The organism is Nonomuraea fuscirosea, from assembly GCF_035917475.1.
Taxonomy (GTDB): domain Bacteria; phylum Actinomycetota; class Actinomycetes; order Streptosporangiales; family Streptosporangiaceae; genus Nonomuraea; species Nonomuraea fuscirosea.
This window is the reverse complement of record NZ_CP109074.1, coordinates 9,440,224-9,466,269: the sequence shown is the minus strand read 5'-3', so window position 1 is coordinate 9,466,269 and position 26,046 is coordinate 9,440,224. Positions and strand designations below refer to the sequence as shown.

At 71.5% G+C, this 26,046-nt stretch carries 20 protein-coding genes; 15 read left to right on the top strand and 5 right to left on the bottom strand.

All coding sequences use genetic code 11. The features are described 5' to 3' along the window. Positions 1 to 107: 107 nt before the first annotated feature. Complete coding sequence (gene pyrH / locus OIE67_RS43155; RefSeq protein WP_326631400.1) at positions 108 to 827, bottom strand: UMP kinase; 720 nt, start codon at positions 825 to 827, stop codon at positions 108 to 110. A gap of 195 nt (positions 828 to 1,022) precedes the next feature. On the opposite strand from pyrH, the gene OIE67_RS43150 reads away from it, so the two are divergent. From OIE67_RS43150 to OIE67_RS43140, 3 genes are all read left to right on the top strand, one after another. Further along, positions 1,023 to 1,691, top strand: a complete 669-nt coding sequence (locus tag OIE67_RS43150; protein ID WP_326631398.1) for a hypothetical protein — start codon at positions 1,023 to 1,025, stop codon at positions 1,689 to 1,691. A gap of 61 nt (positions 1,692 to 1,752) precedes the next feature. Then, complete coding sequence (locus OIE67_RS43145) at positions 1,753 to 2,661, top strand: ATP-binding cassette domain-containing protein (protein WP_326631396.1); 909 nt, start codon at positions 1,753 to 1,755, stop codon at positions 2,659 to 2,661. A gap of 47 nt (positions 2,662 to 2,708) precedes the next feature. Next, a complete protein-coding gene (locus OIE67_RS43140; protein WP_106243981.1) occupies positions 2,709 to 3,473 on the top strand; it encodes an ABC transporter permease in 765 nt (254 codons plus the stop codon). A 2-nt stretch (positions 3,474 to 3,475) separates the two neighbouring features. Here OIE67_RS43140 and OIE67_RS43135 read toward each other — a convergent pair whose 3' ends face one another. Next, a complete protein-coding gene (locus OIE67_RS43135) occupies positions 3,476 to 5,494 on the bottom strand; it encodes a GxGYxYP domain-containing protein (protein ID WP_326631394.1) in 2,019 nt (672 codons plus the stop codon). A gap of 374 nt (positions 5,495 to 5,868) precedes the next feature. Here OIE67_RS43135 and OIE67_RS43130 point away from each other — a divergent pair, with 374 nt between their 5' ends. From OIE67_RS43130 to OIE67_RS43115, 4 genes are all read left to right on the top strand, one after another. Continuing rightward, complete coding sequence (locus tag OIE67_RS43130) at positions 5,869 to 6,201, top strand: hypothetical protein (protein ID WP_106243987.1); 333 nt, start codon at positions 5,869 to 5,871, stop codon at positions 6,199 to 6,201. A gap of 10 nt (positions 6,202 to 6,211) precedes the next feature. After that, complete coding sequence (locus OIE67_RS43125; RefSeq protein ID WP_326631391.1) at positions 6,212 to 8,335, top strand: carbon starvation CstA family protein; 2,124 nt, start codon at positions 6,212 to 6,214, stop codon at positions 8,333 to 8,335. Between the two features lie 52 nt (positions 8,336 to 8,387). Next, a complete protein-coding gene (locus OIE67_RS43120) occupies positions 8,388 to 9,335 on the top strand; it encodes a DNA polymerase domain-containing protein (protein ID WP_326631389.1) in 948 nt (315 codons plus the stop codon). 122 nt (positions 9,336 to 9,457) lie between these two features. Continuing rightward, the gene (locus tag OIE67_RS43115) at positions 9,458 to 10,963 is read left to right on the top strand and encodes a M28 family metallopeptidase (RefSeq protein WP_326631387.1); all 1,506 of its coding nucleotides are present in this window, start codon (positions 9,458 to 9,460) and stop codon (positions 10,961 to 10,963) included. Between the two features lie 49 nt (positions 10,964 to 11,012). Here the strand turns inward: OIE67_RS43115 and OIE67_RS43110 are convergent, their stop codons facing one another. Both OIE67_RS43110 and OIE67_RS43105 read right to left on the bottom strand, forming a co-directional pair. Next, positions 11,013 to 12,512, bottom strand: coding sequence for a M28 family peptidase (locus OIE67_RS43110; protein ID WP_326631385.1), 1,500 nt, complete (start codon positions 12,510 to 12,512; stop codon positions 11,013 to 11,015). A 183-nt stretch (positions 12,513 to 12,695) separates the two neighbouring features. Next, positions 12,696 to 13,307 (bottom strand): hypothetical protein, encoded by a 612-nt coding sequence (locus tag OIE67_RS43105; RefSeq protein ID WP_326631383.1) that lies wholly within the window; start codon positions 13,305 to 13,307, stop codon positions 12,696 to 12,698. Positions 13,308 to 13,566: 259 nt separating this feature from the next. On the opposite strand from OIE67_RS43105, the gene OIE67_RS43100 reads away from it, so the two are divergent. The 8 genes from OIE67_RS43100 (at position 13,567) to OIE67_RS43065 (ending at position 21,592) form a co-directional block, all read left to right on the top strand. Next, positions 13,567 to 14,850 carry a protein kinase family protein gene (locus OIE67_RS43100; RefSeq protein ID WP_326631381.1) on the top strand — a complete coding sequence of 428 codons (1,284 nt, stop codon included), beginning with the start codon at positions 13,567 to 13,569 and terminating at the stop codon, positions 14,848 to 14,850. Continuing rightward, positions 14,843 to 15,136, top strand: a complete 294-nt coding sequence (locus OIE67_RS43095; protein ID WP_326631379.1) for a hypothetical protein — start codon at positions 14,843 to 14,845, stop codon at positions 15,134 to 15,136. Before OIE67_RS43100 ends, OIE67_RS43095 begins: the two co-directional genes overlap by 8 nt. After that, complete coding sequence (locus tag OIE67_RS43090; RefSeq protein ID WP_181307773.1) at positions 15,136 to 15,279, top strand: hypothetical protein; 144 nt, start codon at positions 15,136 to 15,138, stop codon at positions 15,277 to 15,279. The genes OIE67_RS43095 and OIE67_RS43090 overlap by 1 nt, the downstream gene beginning before the upstream one ends. Next, on the top strand, positions 15,279 to 15,869 hold the full coding sequence (locus OIE67_RS43085) for a hypothetical protein (RefSeq protein ID WP_326631376.1): 591 nt from the start codon (positions 15,279 to 15,281) through the stop codon (positions 15,867 to 15,869). The genes OIE67_RS43090 and OIE67_RS43085 overlap by 1 nt, the downstream gene beginning before the upstream one ends. A 6-nt stretch (positions 15,870 to 15,875) precedes the next feature. After that, positions 15,876 to 16,178, top strand: a complete 303-nt coding sequence (locus OIE67_RS43080; protein WP_326631374.1) for a WXG100 family type VII secretion target — start codon at positions 15,876 to 15,878, stop codon at positions 16,176 to 16,178. Between the two features lie 4 nt (positions 16,179 to 16,182). After that, positions 16,183 to 20,706, top strand: a complete 4,524-nt coding sequence (locus OIE67_RS43075) for an RHS repeat-associated core domain-containing protein (protein ID WP_326631371.1) — start codon at positions 16,183 to 16,185, stop codon at positions 20,704 to 20,706. A 63-nt stretch (positions 20,707 to 20,769) separates the two neighbouring features. After that, positions 20,770 to 21,150: a hypothetical protein gene (locus OIE67_RS43070; RefSeq protein ID WP_326631370.1), complete on the top strand. Its 381-nt coding sequence runs from the start codon at positions 20,770 to 20,772 to the stop codon at positions 21,148 to 21,150. Positions 21,151 to 21,283: 133 nt separating this feature from the next. Further along, positions 21,284 to 21,592: a hypothetical protein gene (locus OIE67_RS43065; RefSeq protein ID WP_326631368.1), complete on the top strand. Its 309-nt coding sequence runs from the start codon at positions 21,284 to 21,286 to the stop codon at positions 21,590 to 21,592. A 108-nt stretch (positions 21,593 to 21,700) separates the two neighbouring features. Here the strand turns inward: OIE67_RS43065 and OIE67_RS43060 are convergent, their stop codons facing one another. Then, entirely contained in the window at positions 21,701 to 25,888 is a 4,188-nt protein-coding gene (locus OIE67_RS43060; RefSeq protein WP_326631366.1) for an FtsK/SpoIIIE domain-containing protein, read from the bottom strand. Positions 25,889 to 26,046: the final 158 nt, after the last annotated feature.

Genomic DNA, 26,046 nt, shown 5'->3' with positions numbered 1-26,046 from the left:
GGCAGTCGGTCGGTGGTCATGGGTGCGTGGATGCTCCTCGGTCGGTGGCCGGGGGGTGTCACCCTGGGTCTGTGGTCGTGGGTGTGAGGGTGGCGTTCGGGGTTTCGTCAGTCGCGGGTGATGCGGGTGCCGATGTCCTCGCCCTCGCAGATCGCGGTCATCGCGCCCTTCGCGGCCACGTTGAAGACGTGCATGAGGAGGCCCTGTTCGTTGGCGAGGACGAACGCGCTCTCGTCCATGACTCTGACGCCCGCCGCCAGCGCCTCCCGGTAGGTGAGGGTGGTGTAGCGCTTGGCGTCGGGGCTCAGGTTGGGGTCGGTGTCGTACACGCCGTCCACCCCGCGCTTGGCCACGAGGAGGGCGTCGGCGTCCAGTTCCAGGGCTCGCTGGACGGCGGGGTAGTCGGTGGTGACGTAGGGCTGGCCGATGCCGCCGGCCAGGAGCACGATCAGGTCGCGGCGCAGGTGCCGGTCGGCGCGGAGCCTGATGAACGGTTCCGCGACGGTCTGCATGGGCACGGCGGTCATGACCCGTACGTCCGTCTCCGAGCGGGCGGTCAGGACGCCGCGCAGCATGAGCGCGTTCATGACCGTGCCGAGCATGCCGATGTTGTCGGCTTCGGCACGGCCGATGCCCCAGCCTTCGGCCATCCGGCCGCGGAAGTAGTTGCCGCCGCCGATCACCACGGCGATCTGCACGCCGAGCCGGTGCACCGCGAGGATCTCGTCCGCCAGTTGGGCCAGGCTGGCCGGGTCGACGCCGGTGCCCGCGGGGCCGGCCAGGGCCTCGCCGCTGAGTTTGACGACCACGCGTGAGTAACGGCGCATGATGCTTCCCTTCGCGGTCGCGCGCGCGGCGACCTGGTCAAGGATAAAAGGTGCGGAGGTGGTGCGGAGGGGTGGAGGCGCTGAGGGCCGATCCGGGGTGGGGGGAAGGGACCGGGTTCGGGGGTTGGGAGTGGGGTCAGGGTGTTGGGAGTATGGGTGGATGGTGTCGGGGGAGTTGGGGGCTGGGGTGGCCAGATGACTGTTCTCGATCGGTATGATCCCGTCGAACTCGGCGCTCGGCTGGCGCACGTCCGCTGGCTGGCGGGTGGCACCGGGGCGGGCAAGAGCACGCTGGCCAGGGTGCTGGGTGAGCGGTACGACGTGCTCTGCTACGACGGTGACCGCGCGGAGGCCGGGTACGTCGGCCGGTGCACTCCGCTGCGCCAGCCGTACATGTGCGCGATGGTGCGAATGACGAAGGAGGAGCGGTTCGCCGCCCGTACACCGGAGGAGATCTTCCGGTCTATGCCGAGTCTGCACGGTGAGACGTTCGAGTTCGTGGTGGAGGATCTGCTCGCTCTGCCCGCCGACCGGCCCGTGCTCGTGGACGACTTCCGTACGTTGCCGCGGGAGGTCGCGCCGCTGTTGGAGTGGCGGGAGCAGGCCGTGTTCCTGCTGCCGACGCCCGAGTTCCGGCGGCGGGCCTTGGGTGAGCGGTATGCCGATCCGGCTCGGGCGCGGGCCAACTGGGGGGATGGCGATCACGCGGCCGCGCTGGCGGCGCGGCTGGGGCGGGACGAGTTGTGGGACGAGGAGGTACGCGGGCAGGCCGAGGAACGTGATCTGGCTGTCCTGCGCGTGGACGGTTCGCGGGGGGTGGAGGAGCTGGCGGACGAGGTGGCCAAGCTGTTCCGGCTGAGCTAGAGCCAGGGCATCAACCGATCGGTGGATGTCGGGGTGAGCGGGTGGCGGAGATCCTCAAGGCATGACAGCCATCGAGCTCAAAGCCCTCACCAAACGGTACGGCGACCGCACCGCCGTGGACGGGCTCACGTGCGTGATCGAGCCCGGCCGGGTCACCGGCTTCCTCGGGCCCAACGGTGCGGGCAAATCGACGACCATGCGGATGATCCTCGGTCTCGACCGCCCCGACGGCGGCAGTGCGTACGTGGGCGGGCGCCGCTACACCGACCTGCCGGACCCGATGCGGGAGGTCGGCGCGCTGCTGGACGCCCGCGCCGTGCACGGCACCCGTACGGCGCGTGATCATCTGCTCTGGCTGGCGCATGCGGCGGGGCTGCCCGAGAGCCGGGTGGACGAGGTGCTGCGGCAGGTGGGGCTGGAGTCGGTGGCCCGCAGGCGGGTGCGGACGTTCTCGCTCGGCATGAGCCAGCGGCTCGGCATCGCGGCGGCGCTGCTCGGCGATCCGGCCGTGCTGCTGTTCGACGAACCGGTCAACGGGCTCGACCCCGAGGGCGTGAAGTGGATCAGGGAGCTGATGCGCGGGCTGGCCGGTGAGGGGCGGGCCGTGCTGGTGTCCAGCCATCTGATGAGCGAGATGGCGCTGACCGCCGACCACCTGCTGATCATCGGCAGGGGGCGGCTGATCGCGGACGTGGCGATGGCGGACTTCGTCCGGCGCAGCTCAGGGGTGCTGGTGCGGGCCGACGATCCGGAGCCGCTGGTCAAGCGCCTCACCGGGGAGGGTGCGGAGGTGCGGACGGTGGCGGACGGCGGGCTCGTCGTCGGCGGCATGGAGGCGGGGGAGATCGGGCGGGCGGCGCTGGCGGCGGGGGTGGCCCTGGCGGAGCTGACGCCCCAGCGCACATCTCTGGAGGAGGCGTACATGGAGCTGACGCGGGACAGCCTCGAGTTCAAGGCGGTGGCGGTATGAAGGCGCGGCGGGCGTTGCGGTTCGAAGGGTCTCAAGGTCAGGGCGGCATGAGGGCGCGGGCGTTGCGGGCCGAGTGGACCAAGTTTCGTACGGTGCCGTCCAACCTCGTCACGCTCGCGGCGGCGGTGGTGCTCATGGTGGGGCCGGGCACGCTGACGGCCTACCGCGCCGGCGAGGGGCATCAGGGAGCAGGGGTGTTCGACGCGGCCAACATCAGTCTGTACGGCGGGTTCCTGTTCGCGCAGATCGTGGTGGGCTCGCTGGGCGTGATGGTGGCCAGTTCGGAGTACGCCACGGGCATGATCCGGACCAGCCTGACCGCCGTCCCGCGCAGGGCGCGGCTGCTGGCCGCCAAGGTGACGATGTTCGGCGCGGTCGCGCTGGCCGCCGGGCAGGTGGCGAGCTTCGCCTCCTTCCTGCTCGGGCAGGTGGTCATCGCCGCGGCCGGTGCGCCCGCGGCCACGCTCGGGCAGCCGGGCGTGCTGCGCGCGGTCGCCGGGATGGGCGTGGTGTGGGCGCTGGTCGGGCTGGTCGGCGTGGCGCTGGGCTGCCTGCTGCGGGAGACGATGATCGCCACCACGGTGCTGGTGGCGATCAACTTCATCATCCCCATCATCGGCCCCAGGCTGCTGCCCGAGGCCGCGGGGGCGGCGGTGACGACGTACTGGCCGATCGCGGCCGGGCTGCGGATCACCACGACCGTGGCCGACCCCGCGCGTCTCGGGCCGTGGGCGGGTCTGGGGCTGCTGGCCGCCTTCACCGCCCTGCTGCTGGCCGCGGCGTTCGCCCTGTTCAGGACCCGAGACGCGTGAGATCAGCCGGTCCGGTCGAGATGCTGGTCGAGGAGGTTGAAGAAGGTGTCACCGCGGACGATCTCGAACGGCTCCGTGAGCAGGGAGCCGAGCTCGGCGATGTCACTCGGCGTCCAGTTCCAGGCGTTGACCGCCCCGGCGATGAACAGCGGCGACTTGCCGTCCCAGCTCTCGATCTTCTTGACCAGCGTGTCCCGGTACTCCTGCGCCTTGCCCTGCGGCGAGAAGTTCCCGATGACGGGCAGGCCCGCCGGGTGGATCTGCAGGTCGCCGGACTCCCACGACTGGATGATGCCGCGCAGCGGGGTGTTCTTCCGGTACGACCGCACGATCCGCTCGTCGAAGGCGACCCAGCCGTTGTCCTCGGGGTTGCGGTGGTTGTAGGCGTAGACCAGGTCCATGCCCGTACGGCGGAGGAACTGCCCGGTCAGCTCGGTGTAGGCGGCCAGGTCCTTCTCCGGCCAGGAGCCCGGATAGGTGTAGCCGGCTCCGGAGGGACCGGAGATGAGCAGGTCGTTGGCGGTGGCCGTGCGCTGGTAGTGGGAGAGCAGCGCCGGGCCGATCTCGGCCAGCAGCGGGCTGACGGTCCAGTTGGTCGGCACGCGGCCCCGGGCGGGGTCGTCCCAGAGCTGGCGCATCCTGCGCTGGCAGTACTGGATGTTGTCGCCCTCGCCCACTGTGAGCGTGAGGTAGACCTTGTTACGCAGGGTCGCCGGCGGCCTCGGGCGTACCTTGCTGGAGACCTTGGCCGCGACGCCCGCGTGCACGGTGGCGTTCATGTAGTAGTCGGCGGGCACCACTTCGACCGCGTGCTGCGAGGCCCGGTCCACGCCGCCCCACTCGCCGGCCACGTCGTTGGAGAACCAGCCCGCGTACGGCGTGGTGGGCTTGACCTTGCTCAGGATCTCGTCGAGCAGGTCGCCGGTCTGGCCGCTGGGCGGCAGCCAGAACACCATGGCCCGCATCGCCACCGTGTAGTCGCGGAAGTACGGGAACGGCTCGACGCGGGTCGGAGCCGTGGTGGTCGCGGTGACCAGGAACTGGTTCCACAGGTCCACCTCGACGGTGAGCTGCTGCGTGCCGGCGGGCGCGGTGAAGCGGTAGATGAAGTAGCCGCCGCCGTCGGAGAACCGGTTCTGGTCGCCGCCGATCGAGGAGTTGAGCCCGTCGAAGAGGTACGGGGTCTCGGCGTCCGTGCCCGGCGTGAACGAGGCGATCTGGGCGCCGTCGGCCTTGACCACGACCGAGCCCACGGAGGCGCCCCAGCCGTCGTCGCCGAGGGAGTCCTGGAAGCGCAGGTAGACGCCGTCCTCGCCGGACAGCTCCTGGCTGAGGTCGAACGTGCGCACCTCCCGGTTGGAGGAGTCCCTGATGCGCTCGGTCTCCCTGGCGATCTCGCGCCACTGCACGTCGTCCACCTTGACCGTCCTGGTCGGCGGCAGGCCGCTGAGCAGGGCGTGGGTGCAGCGGGGGAAGAGGTTGTCGAGCTGCCAGCGGTAGAGGCCGAGGATGTCGTCCGCCTTGAACCGGCCGCGCAGGTCGGTGATGGTGCGCAGGCCGTACTGCTCGGCCTGCTCGGCGGTGGCGGCCACGGCGTTCTCCAGGCCGGCCAGGGTGGTGGCGACGTTCACCGAGTCGGGGACGTCGGGGTCGTGCAGGATCGCGCCGCGCACCTCGCCCCGGTAGCGGGCGACCAGGTCGAGGGGACGCTCGTGCCGGGTGACGGCAGCGCCGGTGCTCGTTAACCAGGTGTTGTCGTAACCCTCGGTGGTGTAGTTGAAGTAGAGGCGCGGGCGGCGGCGGTTGACCACCCCTTGGAGGGTGGCGAGGAGTAGCTGGTCGTTTCCGTGGAGGGTGCTGATGTCGGCGAAGTCCAGGCGGGTGGCGCGGCCGAAGCCTGGCAGAAGGGGTGCGGGGGCGCGGGTCGCGGCGCCGGCGGGGCTGGCGGGCAGGGTGAGCCCCAGTCCGCCGGCCGCGAGGACCACGCCGTTCGCCCACAGGAATTCACGTCGGGACACCATCGGCGTTCACTGCTCCTTGCGAGGAGACCGTCAGATGACATCGTTGTCAGACAGCGTTGTCATAGGGACCGTAACAATGTCACGGAATGTTGTCTATGGTGTAAAACTCGCCGTTAGGTCATTCCCGCCGAGCGGGCTGAGGCCGGTACCTGCACGACGGCGAAGCTGGTACGTGCGCCACTCGCGAGGCCGGTACTTGCACGACGGCGAGGCTGGTGCGTGCGCCACTCGCGAGGCCGGTACCTGCACGACGGCGAGCCGGTTCCGGCGGGGTTTCAGATGCTGATCGGATCGGCGCCGGCGGCGTTTCAGCGGCGATCACCATGGGTAAGGCCGACGGTGATTCTGAGCTGCCTGTACTTCAGGAGCCCCAGATGTCCCCTATCACGCTCACTCCCGGCGCACGTGAAGCACTGAGCGGCGACGAGGTCGTGTTCTTCGACTGGCATGTGACCGGTCTGTGCTGTGCGGACGCTGGGGAGTTCTCGGTAAGGCCGCTGCGCCGTTCCCGGTTACCCCGCCGCGCCCGCCGCCTCGGGGAGACCGGCCTGGTGTACGCCCATCCGACCGCCTGGGTGCATCTCGCCGAGTTGCCCGTGACGATCGACTGCCGTCCGCTGTGGCGCTGGCGGCGGTTCACCACCGATCTGCCGCCGGACGCCGGCCTGCGCTGCTGCCTGGGGCGCCCTATATATGGCCCTATATAGGAGGTAACCGGTGAAGCTGCGTTCCATCATCATCTGGACGGCGGTGGCGATCGTCGGCGCCGTCGGATGGGCGGTGCTCGCCTTGTCGAGAGGCGAGAACGTCAACGCGGTGTGGCTCCTCTGCGCCGCCCTCGGCTCCTACGCCATCGCCTACCGGTTCTATGCCCGCTTCATCGTGCGCAAGGTGCTGCGCGCCGACGACCGCCGGGCCACCCCGGCCGAGCGGCTCGACAACGGCATCGACTACCAGCCGACCGACCGCCGGATCCTGTTCGGCCACCACTTCGCCGCCATCGCGGGGGCGGGGCCGCTGGTCGGGCCGGTGCTGGCGGCGCAGATGGGCTACCTGCCCGGCACCATCTGGATCGTCGCGGGCGTGATCTTCGCCGGCGCCGTGCAGGACATGGTGATCCTGTTCTTCTCCATGCGGCGCAACGGCAGGAGCCTCGGCCAGATGGCCCGCGAGGAGATCGGACCGGTCGGCGGGGCGGCGGCGCTCATCGGGGTCTTCGCCATCATGATCATCCTGCTCGCGGTACTGGCGCTGGTCGTGGTCAACGCCCTGGCGCAGTCGCCGTGGGGTGTCTTCTCCATCGCCATGACCATCCCCATCGCCCTGTTCATGGGCTTCTACCTGCGGGTGCTCCGGCCCGGCAAGGTCGTCGAGACCACGCTGATCGGGGTCGCGCTGCTGATCCTGGCGATCATGGCGGGCGGCTGGGTGCAGGAGTCGAGCTGGGCGTCGTTCTTCACGCTGAGCCCGTCGGCGCTGGCGCTGTGGCTCATCGCGTACGGATTCGTCGCGGCCGTGCTGCCCGTGTGGATGCTGCTCGCGCCGCGCGATTATCTGTCGACCTTCATGAAGATCGGCACCATCGTGCTGATCGCCATCGGCATCGCCGTCACCGCGCCGCCGCTGCGGACGGCGGCCTTCACCGACTTCGCCTTCAACGGCAAGGGGCCGGTGTTCGCCGGATCGTTGTTCCCGTTCGTGTTCATCATCATCGCCTGCGGCGCCCTGTCGGGGTTCCACGCGCTGATCTCGTCCGGCACGACGCCGAAGATGATCCAGAAGGAGACCCAGGTCCGGATGATCGGCTACGGCTCCATGCTGATGGAGTCGTTCGTCGCGGTCATGGCGATCACGGCGGCCTGCGTGCTGTCCCCCGGCCTCTACTTCGCCATGAACGCCCCCGCCGGCGTCGTCGGCGCCACCGTTCAGACGGCCGCCGAGGCGGTCACCAACCTGGGCTTCGTCATCACACCGGACCAGTTGCAGGCCGCGGCGGCGGCCGTGCAGGAGGAGACGCTGATCGCCAGGACGGGCGGCGCGCCCACGCTGGCCGTGGGCATCTCGCAGATCTTCTCCGGCTTCCTCGGCGGCACGGCGCTGCAGGCGTTCTGGTACCACTTCGCGATCATGTTCGAGGCGCTGTTCATCCTCACCACGGTGGACGCGGGCACGCGGGTGGGGCGGTTCATGCTCCAGGACACGCTCGGCAACCTGTGGAAGCCGATCTCCCGGGTCAGCTGGTGGCCGGGGCTGATCGCCTCCAGCGCCGTGGTCGTGGCGGCCTGGGGATACTTCCTCTACCAGGGCGTCAACGACCCGCTCGGCGGCATCAACCAGCTCTTCCCGCTCTTCGGCATCGCCAACCAGTTGCTCGCCGCCGTGGCGCTCACCGTGGCCACCACCGCGCTGGTCAAGAGCGGCCGGCTCAAGTGGGCCTGGGTGACGGGCGTGCCGCTGGCCTGGGACGCGGCCGTCACGCTGACCGCCAGCTACCAGAAGGTGTTCTCCGCCGACCCCACGCTCGGCTTCTTCGCCCAGCGCGACCGCTACCAGGCCGCGCTCGACCAGGGGCAACTGCTCGCCCCGGCGAAGACGACGGACGCGATGCGGCAGATCGTGGTCAACTCGACCGTGGACGGCATCCTGGCCGCGCTGTTCGCGATCCTCATCATCGTGGTGATCCTCGACGCCGCGCGGGTCTGGATCAAGGCGATCAGGTCGCCGGAGCCGCTGCCGGACGCGGAGGCGCCGTTCGAGGAGTCGAAGCTGCTGGCCCCGGCCGGGCTCATCGCCACCCGCGAGGAGAAGGAGATGATGGCCAAGGCCGCACAGGGAAGCTGACCCGGCGGCCCGGGACGTTGACCACACGTTCGAATGTGGGCAAGGTGGTCGGGTGGCCGCTGATGAGACGCGCGACGGGGTCGCCCTGACCAACCTCGACCAGCCGCTGTTCGACGGCGCCGAGGCGACCAAGCGTGACCTGGTCGACTACCTCGACGCCGTCCGCGACCGCATCCTGCCGGTCCTGCGCGGCCGGGCGCTCTCGGTGATCCGGGTGCGCCCGGGCCAGCCGCCGTTCATGCAGAAGAACCTGCCTAAATACGCGCCCGACTGGGTGCGGTCGGTGTCCATGTGGGCTGATTCGTCGCGCCGGCAGGTGACGTACGCGCTGTGCGACGACCGCAGGACGCTGCTGTGGTTCGCGAACCAGCGGGCGGTGGAGTTCCACCCGGCGCTGTTCGTCGGCGACCATCCCACCCACCTCATCCTCGACCTCGACCCGCCCGAGCACGACGACTCCTTCGCGCTGGCCGTGCGCGGCGCGTTCCTGGTCCGCCAGGCGCTGGAGGACTCCGGCCTGGCGGGCGCGGTGAAGACGAGCGGGGCCAAGGGCGTGCACGTGTTCGTCCCGGTGGCCGAGGGCACCGCCCCCGACGACCTGGCCGCGGCCACCAGGGCGCTGGCCGCCCGCGCCGAGCGGGTGGATCCGGCGCTGGCCACCACGGCCTTCATCAGGGAGGACCGCGAGGGCAAGGTCTTCCTCGACTCCACGAGGGCCGGCGGGGCCACGGTCGCCGCCGCCTACAGCCCGCGCATCCGGCCGGGGGTGCCGGTGTCGTTCCCGGTGGCCTGGGCCGACCTCGACCGGGTCACGCCGCGCGACTTCACCCTGCGCACCGCCCCCGGGCTGCTGGAGGGGGCCGATCCGTGGGCCGAGCAGATGCCGGCGCCGCAGCGGCTGCCGGCCGACCTCGTCGAGGAGGGGCACACGATCCCGATCGCCCGCGTCCAGGCGATGCACGAGGGCAAGCGGAGGGCCCGCGCCCGCCGCGCGGAATAGTGTCCGGATTTTGCCGCATGAGTGGGTCTTCTCAGCGGTTCCCGGCCGGGTTACGGTTCCGTTCGCGGCGGCTCGGGGGGAAATCGCCGCCGCGATTCCCGTCCAACCCTGGGGGAACCTCCATGCGAAGAACGCTCCTCGTAGTGATCGCCGCTCTGTCCTTACCGCTGGCCATGGCGGCGCCGGCCCACGCGGGCGGCCTCGACGACGTGTTCGCCAAACTGCTCGTCAAGCAGGTCAAGGGCAGCAACGTCAAGAAGCATCTCGACGCCTTCCAGGCCATCGCCACCGCCAACGGCGGCAACCGCGCCGCCGGCTCGCCCGGATACGACGCCTCCGTCAACTACGTGGCGGGCAAGCTGCGCCGGGCCGGGTACAAGGTGACGCTGCAGCCGATCAACTTCGTCGAGAGCTGGTCGGAGAACAGCGCGCCGGTCCTCGACCGCACCGCGCCGAGTGCGAAGTCGTACGCGCCGAACGAGGACTTCTTCACCTTCCAGCCCTCCCCGTCGGGCGACGTGACCGCCGAGGTCCAGGGCGTGGACCTGACCCTGCCGCCGACGCCGGAGCCCACCTCGACCAGCGGTTGCGAGGCCGCCGACTTCGCCGGGTTCGTGCCCGGCCGCATCGCGCTCGTCCAGCGCGGCACCTGCCCGTTCGTGAACAAGGTGCAGAACGCGGCCGCGGCGGGCGCGAGCGGGCTCATCGTCTTCAATGAGGGCCAGCCGGGACGTACGGAGGCGAACCCGCTGGACATCGGCGAGTGGCGCGGCGGGATCCCCATGGTCTACGCCGACTTCGCCGTCGGCCAGGAGCTGGCCGCCACCCCGGGCGCGACCGTGCACCTCAAGGTGGACGCCAACCTCGTGCTCGGCACCAACAACAACGTGATCGCCGAGTCCCGTGCCGGTGACCCGCGCAACGTCGTCATGCTCGGCGCCCACCTCGACAGCGTCCCCGAGGGGCCCGGCATCAACGACAACGGCTCCGGCAGCGCGGCGATCCTGGAGGTCGCCGAGCGGATGGCGCTGTACCCGGTCAAGAACAAGGTCCGCTTCGGCTTCTGGGCCGCGGAGGAGATCGGCCTGCTCGGGTCGGACCAGTACGTCGCGTCCCTGTCGCAGGCGCAGCGCGACCGGATCAAGGTCTACCTGAACTTCGACATGATCGGTTCGCCCAACTACGCGTACATGCTGTACGACGGTGACGACTCCGACGCCGAGGGCTCGCCGGCGGGCCCGCCCGGATCCGACGAGATCGAGCGGCGGCTGGAGCGCTTCTACGACTCCCGCCACCTGCCCACCATCGGCACCGACTTCGACGGGCGCTCCGACTACGGGCCGTTCATCGCGGTCGGGATCCCGGCGGGCGGCATCTTCACCGGCGCTGAAGAGATCAAGACGCCCGAGGAGGCGGCGCTGTTCGGCGGCACGGCGGGGATCGCGTTCGACCCCTGCTACCACCAGGCGTGCGACACGATCGCCAACGTCAACGCCAAGGCCCTGGACGTGGACGCGGACGCGATCGCCGACTCGGCGGCCCGCTTCGCCTTCAGCCTGAAGGGCATCCCGAAGCGCACGACTGCCAAGAAGGCGGCGGCCGCCCTGTCGGCCGAGGGCACCAGGTAGAGACGCAGGGCCGGGCGGACGATTCCGCCCGGCCCTGCGCTCGGTACCGCTAGTTGGTGATCTTGACGTCGTCGACGCCGGCCTCGACCAGGGAGGCGCCCGAGGCGTCGGCGGCGTCGATGACGATGCGGACGGTCTGGCCGGCGAACGCGTTCAGGCTCGCCGTGGCGGTGGCCCAGGCGCCGTTGCGGTTGGTGGCCGCGCCGGCCTGGTTGAGCACGGTGGCGGTGGTGCCGCCCACGACGCGGACCCGGAAGTAGTCGGCGCTGCTCGAATTCGAGCCGTGCGCCAGGTACCAGGACAGCGACAGGTTCAGCGTGCCCGCCGGCAGCGTGATCGGCGGTGACTGGATCGAGGTGACGCCGCCGTCGATGTCGTAGTCGCCCGCGGACGAGCCTGCCAGGCGGCCGGTGACCAGGTCGTTCGTCCCGCTGACCGTGGTGCCGAGCTGCTTGGCGCCGCTGGAGGTGGTCGCCGCGGGATCGCCGCGTTCCCACACGCCCGTGGTGGCCGTGTCGGTGCCGTTCGGGTTGGCCGTCCAGCCGGTCGCCGTCTCGAACGCGTCCTGCCAGATCACGGCCGGCGGCACGGCGGTGCCGATCGTCCACACCGCGTACGCGATCGCGTCGGCGTTCCGGTCGAGCGCGGTGTCGTTGATGTTGGCGGTCGTGTCGCAGGAGCGGTGGTAGCAGACGTCGAACGCCTGCCCGGCCGTGCCGCCCCACAGCCCGGCCTGGGCCGAGCTCTTGATGCCCTCCGCGCCGGTGAACGTGCCGCCCGCCGGGATGCCGACCGCGATGAAGGGCCCGTAGTCGGAGCGCCCGTCGAAGTCGGTGCCCCGGGTCGGCACGCCGATCGAGGTGAAGTAGTCCTGGAGGGTACGCTCCAGCGCCGCCGATCCGGCCGGTCCAGGGCCGGAGCCCGTTCCGTCGGAGTTGTCGCCGTCGTAGATGAAGTATCCGGCGTTGGGGGAGCCGACCATGTCGAAGTTCAGGTACCCCTTGATCCGCGCCCGGTCGGCGGCCGGCAGGTTGTTCACGTAGAACTGCGAGCCGCGCAGTCCCTGTTCCTCCGCGCCCCACCAGGCGAAGCGCAGATGCTTGACCGGCTGGAGCGACTGGCGGGCCACTTCGAGCGCGGTCTCCAGGATGGCCGCGCTGCCTGAGCCGTTGTCGTTGATGCCGGGGCCGGCGGTGACGCTGTCGAGGTGGGCGCCGACCATGAGGATGTCGTCCGGGTCCCCGCCGGGCCAGTCGGCGATGAGGTTGTAGCCGGTGGCGCCGTTGTAGGTGAAGGGCTGCAGGACGGTGCTGAATCCGGCGGCGTCGAGCTGGGTCTTGACGTAGTTCGCCGAGGCCAGGTAGCCGGGCCGGCCGTGGGCGCGGTTGCCGCCGTTGGCAGCGGCGATGGACTGGAGCTGGGACAGGTGGGCCTTGACGTTGGCCAGCGGGAGGTCCGGCGCCGCGGCCGCCGAGGCGGGCGCGGCCGGCACCAGGGCGGCCAGGGTGAGGGTGAGTGCTGCGATCGCCGCGACGAGGGGTGATCTCATGCCGTTTTTCCAGGTCAGGTGCCTAGATAAGAGCATGGCGGCGCCTCCATCCGAGGTCGAGGGTGGAAGATCCCGAGATGGTGCTCTATGGAAGGTAACGCCGCAAATAGGGTTCGCCTAGGGCCCGCCGCTCCACGCTTAGCGCGCTTCAGGGGCGGGCCGGCAGTTCCGCGCGCAGGGCGGTCAGGAGCTGGCTGGCAGTTCCGCGCGCAGGGCGGTCAGGAGCGGCTCCGGGGAGTCGGCGAAGAAGCGGATCGAGGTGACCTCGGCCCGGCGGCCGAGCGGGCGGACCACGGTGATCGGCTCGGTCAGTTCGACCGTCACGTTCGTCTGGGCGGAGACGGCCACGCTGGCCCGCCCGCCCTCGACGGTGACCACGTGGCCCGCCCCGTACGCCCGCCCACCCCGTACGGAGGCGATGAGCTCGCGCGGCACCCGTACGTCGAAGTAGGCGCCGTACCGGATCCGCAGCTCGCCGGCGGTCAGCACGTGGGGACGGGTGACGCAGGCCGCGACCAGGATGGCCACGAAGAGCAGCCCGTACACGTCGGCGATCAGCACGGTGTAGCGCAGCCAGGCGGGCACCCCGAGCGAGACCAGCAGCAGATCGAGCACCACGGTCTCGACCGCCATCGCGAACGCCATCAGCGTCATCGTGAACGTCTGCTCCTTGCTGTACGTCACCACGGTCGCGCCCGCGGGCACCCCGTGCCGGCGGCGGACGATCCACAGCCCGATGGCGGCCAGGCCCTTGAGCTCGAATCCGACGATCCGTAGCGCGGCGTACAGCATCACGTTCCTCTCCGCGGCGAATGCTTCACCTCCAAGGAGAAACGTTGCCGTCGCGTCAAGGTCAAGCCCCGGGGAAAGATCGATACCCATCGCGGCACCTGGGAGAGATTTTCCGGAATTCGCTTGAACCGTTGTCTGGCCGACGGCGTACAACCTTTCGGAAAACGGTGCCGCCGGTGGCTGGAATTCACGGCCTGAGCTGTGTCGCAGCGAAATGCCGGCGGGCCCGCTGCGCTGACCGGAATGCTTCACGGGGACGGCGATGGAATTTCAGGGATGGAGCGAAGGCCTGGCCCTCAGGCCACGCGATTACCTGGGAAAGGGCGACTCGCTCGCCGCTGTCGTCAGGGCGGCGGGGCCGTACCAGGGTGAATCGCTCTACCTGCTCGCGCTCGGCACCGCCACCACCATGGCCAGGCTGCACCTGGGCGGGATCGCGGGGCTGCGGCTGCGCCCGGGCAACGTGGTGATCGGGGCGGGCGGGCAGGCGTCCTTCGCGCCGGGCCCGCGCGACGCCGAGTTTCCCGCGCAGGACGTCAAGGACTGGGCCGACGTGATCGTGTTCGCGGGGACGGGGCACGTGGCCGGCGGCGGCGTGGAGCCCGATCTGGACCGGCTGCTGCCCGCCCTGCGCGCGGTGATCGACGAGTGCCGCCGGCCCGATCCGTTCGCCCGTCCGACCGCCGTCGACCTGGTGCGCATCCTGCTCGGCCACTCCGGCGGGGCCCGTGGCGCCACGGTGCACGAGCTGCTGCTCGAAGCCGAGCGACGGACCAGGCCGTACGAGCCGGAACCCCCTGCGGACGACCCCGCACCCGCGCCGCTCTGGCGCAGGCCCGCCTACCTGGCCGGCCTCGCCGTCGGCGTGCTCGCCGTGGCGGTGGCGGCAGGCACGGTCGTCCTGGTCTCCAGCCGGGTGACGCCGCCTTCGTCGGCCGCGCGCCCGGCCGTGAACGACGTCACCGCCGCCATCGGCCGCCGTACGGCCACGTTCGAGCAGCGCACAGAGTTGTCGCGCTACGGCGAGACGGTCGTCGCCGACGGCCGGCTGAGCTTCGACGCGAACGCGGCCACGGCCTACGACATGAAGCTGACCTGTGGGAACGCTCCACGCACCACCCGCGTGTCCCTGGTGGGCAGGAGCGGCGTCGCCGCCGGTGTGCCCTTCGACGCCGTCCGGCCGCCGCTGGAGCCGTGCGACCAGAGCCGCGCCCCGTCCGTCCGCGACCTCAGCTCGCCGCACTCGATCCAGGCTCTGATCGACGCGGCCGAGTCGGACGTGACCAGCACGCCGGAGGCCGGCGGGCGCACGATCACCGGCTCGGCCCTGGCCCACCGGGTCAGGGGCGAGGAAGGACTGGCCGCGTACGCGGGAACGAGCGCGGAAGGACCGATCGAATTCACGCTGCGGGTGGACGCGAAAGGGCTGCCGGTAAGCCTGAAACTGCACCTGGAAAGCCGGGCCGACGGCACGCGTGACGTCGAAACCGTTTATCGGGATTGGCGCGCGTTCGAAGCCATCGAGGGGGAGACGCCGAATGGCTGAGGAATTCAGCGCCGACCGCCGCGAGGCCGCGAACGTGGCCCGCGATCTCAAAGCCATTCGCGCGGCACTGGACGGCGGGAACGCCGGCGCGCTCGACGCGCGGACGGGCTCGGAGAAGGTGGACGAGGCCGTGCGGAAGTTCTTCGCGGAGTCGTCCGACAACAGGGAGCGGATGAACGAGCTCCTCGAACGCGCGGCCGGCCTGCTCGACGCCCTCGTCGAAGGCACGGGCACCCTGGACGGCTCGCTGGCCGACTCGCTCACCACCGGCACGGGAGGCACGTGATGAGGACCTTCGCACTCGGCGCGCTCACGGGCGTGCTGGCCGCGACGATCGCCGCGTCGCTGCTGTTCGCGCTGACCGACCACACCTCACCGGCGACCACGACCCGGTCCGCCCCCGTCACGGCCCACCTAGGAGATGGCTGATGGCCGACCTGCCCTTCGGGTTCACCGTGCGGGTGCCCGAATCCTGGTACGAGTTCGACGTCTGGCGCGCCGGAAGGACCGGCGACCTGGCCCGCCTGGTGGACGCCCGCGTCGCGGCAGAGCCCGTGCTGGCCCCGCACCGGCCGGTGCTGCTGAAGGTGCTGCGCGAGGTCGCCGACGTGGCGGCCGGGAACGGCGCGGTGTTCGGCGCGGCGATGACCGACCACGTGGAGGACGTGGGCACGGTGCTGGCCACGCTCATGGTCCTGCACACCCAGGGGCGGGCGGGAGGCGACACCGTCGAGGAGATCGCCGCGGGCGTCGTCGCCGTCCCGCCCACGCCCGGCACGCCCGTCTGGCGCGACGTCGGGATCGTCGAGCTGGCAGCGGGCCGCGCCGTCCGGGTGACCGGCGTCGAGCCCGGCGAGATCGACTCGGTGGTCATGCAGACCCTCGTCCCCGTGCCCGGCGGCCACGGCGTGCTGGACCTGGTGATCGCCAGCCCGCACCTGAGCCTGACCGAGCCCATGCTCGACCTGTTCGACGCGATCAGCGCCACCCTGGCCTGGTCGGACCCAGAAGGAGAGTGAACCGTCATGGCCGCAGGCACCCATCACCTGAGCTTCCCGCAGGTGGAGAACAGCGCGACCCGGCTCGGCAAGGAGAAGGAGGACATCGAGACCCGCCTGACCCAGCTCAAGGCGATGATCGACCAGCTCGTCGGCAGCGACTTCGTCACCGAGCGGGCCTCCGGCAAGTTCCAGCAGGACTACGAGCAGTGGAACACCGGCGCCCGGCAGGTCATGCAGGGCCTGGAGGGCATGAGCCAGTTCCTCAAGACCGCCATCGCCAAGCACCGCGAGCTGGACGCCTCGCTCAGCGGCGGCGCGGGAGCGTGACGACGTGCCGGGCGGATGGGAAGTGCTCGGGCTGGCCGGCGACCCCGCGCCGGGGGACCCGGGGCAGGTGCGAGGTCTCGCCGACCGGCTGCTCAAGGAAGCGCGGCTGGCCGAGGACAACAGCGGCAAGCTCGGCGTCATCTCGGGTGACGGCTCCGCGCTGAAGATGCGCGGCGACTACGCGGCCAAGTACGCCGAGGCGCTGGCCGAGCTGCCCGGCGAGCTGGCCAAGCTGGGTACGGCCTACCGGGGCGCCGGCGAGGCGCTGATGACGTACGCCGGCAGCCTGGAGCAGGCCAAGACGCAGGCCGGGGCCGCGCTGCGCCAGGGTCAGACCGCCGACGCCGCCTACCAGGGGGCGCTCAGGGAGGTGCGGGCCCATCTGCCCGCCGCGGCCGCCGTACGCACGCTGCCCGAGGTCGAGTCGGCCGTCGGCGCCGCCGACGCCACGGTGCAGGCGGCGGTGCGGCCGGCGGTGCAGCGCGCCCGCGCCGCCGACGCCGACCGCTCGCGCGCCCGCCGCATCGCCGACGAGGCCGCCCGCCTGCGCGGGGACGCCGAGAACCGGGCGACGCGGGAGATCGAGCAGGCGCTCGAAGGCAGCGGCATCAAGGACAAGAGCTGGCTGCAGCGGGCATGGGACACGATCTCCACGCCGTTCAGGTCGTGGGACGACTTCGTGGCGTTCGCCGGCACGGTGGCGATGGTGGCCGGGCTGGTGGTGTTGGTCATCGGCACCGGCGGCCTGGCCGGGGCGATCCTGGCCGGCGTGGCGTTGGCGGCGAGCGCGGTGGTGCTGGGGGACGCGCTGCACAAGTACCGGCAGGGCAAGGGCTCGCTGGGCCAGGTGGGCATGGCCGCGCTGGGCGTCCTGCCGGTGGGCCGGGGCCTGGCCTTGGTGGCCAAGGGCGCCAGGGCGGTGACCGGCCTGCGCGGTGCGGCCGGCGGCATCCGCGCGGGCGGAGGCGTCGTGATCGGCACGGGCGCGCTGCGCCGAGGCGTCCCCGGCGCGGTGCTGGGCGCTCAGGCCGGGCGGTCCGGCGCGTCGCTGCGATCGGCGCTGGACGCGGGCGGGGCCCGCGCCACGACGGCCGCGACCACCTCGTGGCAGCGCGGCCGTCAGTTCTTCAGCCAGGACCCGGTGCACTTCCCGACCGGGGTCGTGCTGCTCCCGCAGACCGACGTCGAGCTGCCCGGGGCGCTGCCGCTCCACCTCGAACGCACCCATCTGTCCGGCTGCCACACGGGCCGCTGGTTCGGCCGGTCCTGGGCCTCCACCCTGGACCAGCGGCTGGAGGTGGACGCCGACGGCCTCTGCCTGGCCACCGAGACCGGCGCGCTGCTCACCTTCCCCCATCCGGAGCTCGACGGCGAGTCCCGTCCCGACGGCGGTCCCGCCCTGATCCTGCGCGAGACCGACACCGGGTACGCCGTCACCGACCCCCTCACCGGCCGCACCACCTGCTTCGCCGAGACCACCGAACCCGGCGTGCTGCCGATCGCGGCCGTCACCGACCGCAACGGCGCGCGCATCGACGTCCGCTACACCGACGGCCTGCCCACCGAGGTCGTCCACTCCGGCGGCTACCACCTGGACATCGAGACCCATCAGGGCCGCATCGTCGAGATCCGGCTGCGCGGGGCCGGGCAGACGTTGCTGTCGTACGCGTACGACGAGGCTGGCGACCTGACCGAGGTGACCAACTCCTCCGGCCTGCCGCTGCGCTTCAGCTACGACGACGAAGGCCGGCTGACCCGCTGGCGCGACCGCATCGGCACCTGGTACGCCTACACCTACGACCTGGAGGGCCGCTGCGTCTACGGCACCGGCTCGGCGGGCGTCTTCAACACCGAGCTGTCGTACGGCGACGGCGTCACCAGGGCCCGCGACTCCTTCGGCCGGCTCACCGTCTACCGCTACAACGAACTGCTCCAGGTCACCGGCGAGACCGACCCGCTCGGTCACACCACCCGCTACCTCTGGGACGAACGGGACCTGCTGCTCGCGCGTACCGACCCGCTGGGCCGTACCACCCGATACGCCTACGACGACGCGGGCGCCCTGATCTCGGTCACCAGGCCCGACGGCGCGCGGCGCACCTGCGCCCGCGACGCCCTGCACCTGCCGGTCACCATCACCGACTACGACGGCAGCAGCACGACCCTGCGTCACGACGAGCGCGGCAACCTCGTCTCCGACCCGTCCGCCACGTACGCCTACGACGAGCACGGCCACCTGACGGCGATCACGAACGCGCTCGGCCACACCCACACCGTCGACAACGACGCCGCCGGCCTGCCCGTGGCGATCACCGACCCGGCGGGCGCCACCACGACCTGCGCGCGCGACCCGTTCGGCCGCGTCAGCGCCGTCACCGACCCGCTCGGCCACACCACCCGCCACACCTGGACCGTCGAGGGTAGACCGGCCACCCGCACCACCGCGGGCGGCGCCGTCGAGCGGTGGTCCTACGACGCGGAGAACAACCTCGTCGAGCACGTGGACGCCATGGGCGAGGCCACCCGCTTCGAGATCGGCCCCTTCGACGTGCCCACCGCCCGCACCACCCCCGACGGGGCGCGCATCACGTTCACCTGGGACACCGAGCTCCGCCTCACCCAGGTCACCGACCCCCAGGGGCTGACCTGGACCTACACCTACGACCCCGCGGGCAACCTGGCCGAGGAGCGCGACTTCGACCGCCGGGTGCTCACCTACGTGCGCAACCCGGCCGGCAACCTCACCGAGCGGATCAACGGCGAAGGACAGTCGACCAGCTACGTCTACGACGTCCTCGACCGGCTCATCGGCCGGCGCGCGGGCGACCGGCTCACCACGTACGACTACGACCTGCTCGGCCGCCTCACCCACGCGGCGAACCCCGACGCCGACCTGACCATCACCCGCGACGCCCACGGCCGCGTCACCGCTGAGACCTGCAACGGCCGCACCCTGACCTCCGCCTACGACGCCCTCGGTCGCAGGGTGCTGCGCCGCACGCCGTCCGGCGTGGAGACCTTCTTGACGTACGACCCCCGCGGCCTGCCCCTGAGTCTGGAGACGGCCGGTCAGACCCTCCACTTCGACCACGACCCGGCCGGCCGCGAGCTGTCCCGCACCTTCGGCGCCGCCGTCTCCCTGACCCACGAGTGGGACGACGACTCCCACCTGCAGTCCCAGACGCTCACCAGAGGTCCTGGCCGGCGCGTGGTCCAGCGGCGCACGTACGGCTACCGCAGGGACGGGCAGCTGACCGAGATCGACGACCTGCTGTCCGGCCGCCGCCGCTTCGACCTCGACCCGGTGGGCCGCGTCACCGCCGTCCACGGCGCCGGCTGGTCGGAGAGCTACGCCTACGCCCCCTCGGGCCGGATCACCGACGCCACCTGGCCCGAGCCCGGGGACGGCCAGGGGCCGCGCGCCTACACCGGCACCATGATCCGCCAGGCGGGCCGCACCCACTACGAGTACGACCGCCAGGGCCGCACGGTCGTGCGCCGGCGCAAGGGCCTGTCCGCCAAGCCCCGCACCTGGCACTACACCTGGGACGCCGACGACCGGCTGACCCACGTCACCACCCCGGACGGGGCCCGCTGGCGCTACCTCTACGACCCGCTCGGCCGCCGCATCGCCAAGGAACGCACCGACGGCTCCCAGCGCACCGACTTCGTCTGGGACGGCCTCACCCTGGCCGAACAGTCCGCCGACGACCGGGTGACCGCCTGGGATTGGGCCCCCGGCACCTTCCGCCCCCTGACCCAGACCGAGCGCTCCCAGGATCAGGTGGACGAACGCTTCTACGCCATCGCCACGGACCTGGCCGGCACCCCGGCCGAGCTGGTGGACGAGCGGGGCGAGGTCGCCTGGCGCACCCGCCGCACCCTCTGGGGCACCTCCCCGGGCGCGCTCACCACCGGCCCCGACTGCCCGTTACGCTTCCCCGGCCAGTACGAGGACGCGGAGTCGGGCCTGTACTACAACTACCGCCGCCACTACGACCCGGACTCGGGCCGCTACGCCACCTCGGACCCGATCGGTTTGCGAGGCGGCTGGGACCCCCACGCCTACGTCCCCAACCCCCACACCTGGATCGACCCCCTGGGCCTGTCCGCCTATCCGAGGGAACTGCCCGCCGGCAAGCCGCCTTCCGTCACCCCGAACAGGCTGCGCGACCACGAACCGGCCCAGGCCCGCGAGGTCGCGGAACTCCGCGGCGGACACTTCGAGGGACCGCCGACCGACAACTTCGCCGGCATCGACGGTTGGCTTGACGGAGTGCCGGTCAGCCTCAAGAAATACGATGGCGTCAAGCCCGTCATGGTGCTCAAGAAGGCGGGCCTCGCCGACGACAGCGCACGCACGGCCGGATACACGGGCGTGGAGGTGTACATCGACGCCAAGAACGTGCCTGGGCAGGAGTTACTCGACTTCGCTCGCAAAGGACCGCTGCCGGGGATACCACGGCAGGGGACCATCAGCAGCATCTACGTCAACTCAGCCGACGGCTGGATCGTGTTCCCGGGGTGATGCATGTCCGTGGCAATCGGAGTCACGTGCCGGAAGCGGCCGGATCCAGAGACACTCGCACGTGTGGCGGGCTTCGCCATGCGAACGATCCTCGGCGTGTCGAAGGTAGACGTCCTCTTCGTGGAGAAGGAGCGGTCCTGGACCTTCCACTGGGGTGGCGCGGGGCACGTCGACACGTTTCTCGCACCGCCTGGCGCAGTCGAGACCGACGAGGACTGGTATCTGTCGTTCCAGCCGAGCGCTCGCAGTGCAGCCGTGCCGCAGCTCTTGGTGATCGTCTTGTCCGCGGTCGCCGCGTTGCTGACCGGCGGCACGCTCGATGATGACGAATACTCATTCGACCGGACGGACCTCGACCCTGAGGCTCTGCTGGCAGAGATCCTACGGGCGGCCCCGCTGGAGCCGGAGCCCGCCGTTCGACTGCTGCGCACCGGCCACGCTTGAACGCCTGGCCGGCCCCGGCGCATGGTGCACAGATTCGACGAGCGACACGCCAGCCGGGCATTCCAAGGACATTTCGCGGACATACACCGCGCGAAGGCAGACCGGCTTCGAAGCGAAATGTATTGTCGCCGCCATGAAGAAAAAGATCATCGGTATCGTGACCTTGCTGGGCGCCGCCGCGATGGTCGCCCTCACGCCCGGCACCGCGAACGCCGAACCCTGGCCGTCCGGCTGTGACAGCGGGTTCGGCTACCGGTACAGATACACGTGGGCTCAGTGCACCGGCGGCTCGGGCAGCGTGCGTGCCATCGCCACCTGCGCCAAGGGCAGCGCCCGGACCACGGTCTACGGCCCCTGGGTCGGTATCGGGGCGTCGTCGGCCGCCTTCTGCCCCACCACGCACCCCCTGGCGGTGGCCTACACCTACGGCATCAGGCAATAACCCGGCCGGCGGAATTCCGCATCAGGCTGTCCGGCGCTCAGGAGATTGGATGACATCGCCTCATTCGACAATCTCACCGGACGCACGAAGGACGAGAGCACCGGCGGTTCAGAGCAGCGCCAGCTGCACCAGCTCCACCCGCCGTGAAGTCCCCAGGTACCCCCGCCCCACCGGCCCCGTGAAGAACTGGTCGGGTTCCAGGTTCACGCCGTGCTCCCGCGCGTTCACCCGGTTCGTGGGGGTCAGCAGGCAGCGGGTGCCGGAGCGGAGCATCTCCGTGACCTCGCCGGACAGCGAGCGCCGGTGTCCCTCCAGGAGCGGGGTCGCGTCTCCGGCCAGGACGAGTGCGCGCCGGCCCAGCTCGGACGGGGCCAGGATGTCCTGGAGCAGGGTGGGCAGGGTGTCGAAGCCCTGCTCGCGGGGCGTGATGGTGAGCTGGTCGAAGTCGTCCACGACGACCGCGTAGCGTTCGCCCGCGAAGGACTCGGCGGCCTCGCGCAGGTCGGCGTCGGTGAACGAGGTGCCGGTGAGCGTCCTGGCGCCGGGGAGGGCGTGGGCCAGAGGGGATCGGGGCGGTGCGAGGGCCAGGACGTGCACCCCGGCCCGGAGCAGGATCGTCGCCAGGACCAGAGCCGCGTTGCTGCGGCCCGACCCGGGAGGCCCGGACACCAGCACGAGGTGCGGGCCGAGGTCGAACAGATCCAGCGAGACGGGCGCGACGTCGGGGCCGCCGATCCCGACGGCCGCGCCGGGCAGCCGGTCCAGCGGGACGTGCGCCGGCAGTGGCGGGAACGTCTTCACGGTAGGCGCGGGGTCGCGGCCGTGCCGGGGTCTGCCGGGCGGCGACGGGACGCGTTCCGGCGGCAGGCACACCTGGACGTGCAGCCCCGAGGCCGCCTCGATGGCTCGCCCGGGCAGGACGGGCGGCGAGACCATCCCCGACGACAGGTACGACCGCCGCGTCTCCTCCCGCGCGAACGGCAGGAACAGCCGCCGCGAGAACAGGTCGGGCGTCTTGCCCCGCAGCATGTCGTGCCCGCCCGCGGCCACCGTGTGCACGCCCACCGGCGGCCCGCCGGCCACGATCGCGCGCAGCGTGGCCAGCAGCGGCGTCTCGAAGAAGTCGGGGCTGGCGCGGTCCTCGAAGCACTCCCACCCGTCGATCACGAACACGATGACCGGCCCGGCAGGCTCACCAGGCGACGCCTGGGCCAGCCGCCGCCGCTCCACCTCGCCCGCCAGCCAGGTCACCATGCGCCTGATCCGGTCGGGTTCGCCCGCCCCCGCGACGGCCCCGCAGTGCGGCAGGTCCGCGTACGCCGCAAGCCCGCCCGGCCGGTGCTCGACCACGTACAGCCAGACCTGCGCGGGCGAGGTGCGGGCGGCCAGGCTGGAGATCAGCGTCCGGCAGAACGTGGTGCGCCCCGACTGCGGCCCGCCCGCCACCATGAGCCGCTCGTTCCCGCGCAGGTCGAGCGCCATCGCGGGCTGCGCCTGGTTCGCCGGGTCGTCCGCGAGCCCGTACGGCACTCCGCCCGCCCCCTCGACCGCGCTGAGCGGCAGTGCGGCGGGCAGAGGCGGCAGCAGTGGCCGGAACGGCGGCTCGGTGGGCAGCTCACGGGCGGCGGCGAGTACCGCGGCGATGGCCAGGTCCTGATCGCTGCGGCCGGCCCGCGGCGCGCCGCCGGACGCGGGCCGCGGCAGCCCGAGCGCCGGCCACGGGGCGAGCCGCGCGGTGGCGGGAGCCGCGCCGGTGGGCGGCGGGTCGCCCAGATAGCCGGTCTGGAACAGCTGCGGAGTGCGCTGCTCCCCGCCCACCCGCATGATCATGCCCCGGCCGCGCAGCCGCGACGGGATCGTGGCCGCGTCGGGCACGCCGAGCACCTCGGTGCTGTCGGAGGGCTCGTTCTGGCGCAGCGTGATGCGCAGCGAGATGTTGTTCTTCAGCTCGGGCGAGAGCTTGCCCTGCAACGACTGCGTGGCCAGCACCAGGTGCATGCCGAGCGAGCGCCCCTTGGCCGCCACGTTCACCAGCTCGCGCAGGAAGTCGGGCGAGACCTCCAGGACCCGGGCGAACTCGTCGAACACCATGACCAGCCGGGGCAGCCGGCCGCCCGCGTTCCAGTAGACGTCGATCTCCCCGCCGTACCGGGCCAGGATCGCCTCGCGGCGGCGCACTTCCGCGCGTACGGAGGCCAGCACCCGCCGCGCCGCGCTCTCGTCGAACACGTCCGCCGCCGTGTCGCCGGTCGAGCGGATCAGCCCGACCACGTGCGGGCAGTGCTCGAACGGCAGGAACGCGCTGCCGCCCTTGAAGTCGACCAGCACCAGGTTCAGCTCGTCCGGCCGGTTGGCCAGCAGCAGCGAGGTGACCAGCGTCTGGAGCAGGATGCTCTTGCCCGCTCCCGTCGCCCCGCCGAGCATCGTGTGCGGCCCGTCCGCGGCCAGGTCCACGGTCACGGGCCCGGAGCCGTCGGCTCCGACGCACACCCTGGTCGTCGGCCCAGGATCGGCGGCCCAGCACCCCAGTACCGCCTCCGCGCCGGGAACGGGCAGGCCCAGGGCGTCCAGCAGGCGTACGGAGGCGGGGATGACGCTCTCGGCCCTGGCCAGCGTGAGCCGGTCGCGCATGGGCGCCACCGCGCGGGCGATGCGCTCGGCGGCCTGCTCCCCGAGGCTCTCCGGCTGCACCGACACCGGCAGGCCCTGGCGGCCCCGGGTGAGCAGCATGCCGGCGCCGTCCAGCTCGCAGACGCCGCGGCACTCGTTCAGGCTGCGCTGGTCGGCGCAGATCACGTACACGCCGACGGAGGGGCCCTCCCTGAGCACCTCCTTCATGCCGGGGATGTCGCGTAACGCGCGGGCTCCGTCGAGCACCACGACCACGTCCTCGGCGAAGCGGCGGTCTCTGACCTTGAGCCGCTCGGTGACCAGGTTCTTCAGCTCCTCGATCCGCTCCGTCCTGGTCTCGGGCGTGTTGCCGATCAGGCAGGGGACGGGGGCGTCCACGTTCAGGTGCGGCAGCCAGCGCGCCCAGGCCAGGTGCTCGCCTCCCGAGGCGGTGATGAGGACGAGACGCAGCTCGTCGGGGGCGCGCAAGGTGCCGAGCTGGATCAGCAGCCAGCGCAGCAGCGCGTCCACCGGCTCGGGCGGGCCGATCACCCCCAGCACGCCGATCTCGCGTAAATCCACCGTGACGGGCACCCCGCGCAGCGCCGGCTCGGCGAAGCCGGACCACGGCTCGCCGTCGAACGCGATCGTGGCCGGTTCGTCGGCCACTCCGACGCGCAGCGTCAGGCCGTCGGGGGAGTCGGCGTTGCGCGGCCACAGCCCAGGACCCTCGTGGGTGGCGGCGAACGTCAGGTCCACCTCGTCGGGCGCGACGACGTGCCGCAGCCACTGCTCACGCACCACGTGCTGCCGCATCCGCTCGACGGTCTCGTGTTTGCGCTGGTCGAACTCGCGTTCTTTCTTCCTGCGCTGCCGTCCTTCGATCCACTGGGTGGCGAAGAACGTGATCGGCGTCAGAATTCCGAAAAGGAGAAAATACGGGCTTTTCACCAGGATGGCCATCGCGACCGCGATGGGCAGCGGAAGAAGCGAAGAAAGAAGCGCCACGGCGAAATTGCGCGGCGGCGTCTCGTTCCTGGGCAGGGCGACGCGGGCGCCGGGAACGGCGGGGGCGGGGGAGAAGGCCCGGTCGAAGTCGATGTGCCCGTCCCTGCTGGGGGTGGTGCGCAGCCGGGCGGACGGCAGCGGGGCCCAGCGCAGCCGGTCGTCGCCCACCTGGAGCACCCCGTCGGGCCGCAGCACGGCCGGGCCCCGCACTGGCAGCTCGTCCACCAGCGTGCCGTTGCGCGAGCCGAGGTCGACGACCGTGGCCTCGCCGGTCCACGACACGTCCAGCCGGGCGTGCCGCCGGGAGACCTTGTGGTCGCGCGGCAGGCTGATGTCGGTCCACTCGCGGCCGATCACGTGGCTGCCGGGGCTCAGCCAGACCACCTGGCCGGCGTCGGGCCCGGCGAACACGCGCACGGCGCCCGCCGCGGCGAGGGGGCGCCAGGGCTGCACGCGCTCGGGCTCGCCAACGCTGATCGTGACGCCCGGCACCAGCGGACTGTCCGCGACGGTGGCGTCGGGGTCGAGCTTGCCGCTGCCGACGTAGCACGGGCGGCCCTTGACGGGGAAGGGCAGGGCTCGCAGCAGGGAGCCGACGGTGGTCTCGGGCTCCGCCGTCACCTCGACGTCGGCGGCGGTGGAGGCCGCTGGATCGCGGATCGTCAATCGAATGATCATGATCCCCTCTCCAGGGGACTGAAGCACGATTTAACGGATATTTCTATCGATGTGGCGAGACGGGCAAACTACCTGACCCGGAGGCTCGGCCGAGGCTAGAGTGTCAATTCTCAATATCAGCGGAGCGAGCGCGATATTTCATGATATCCGCCGCGCGA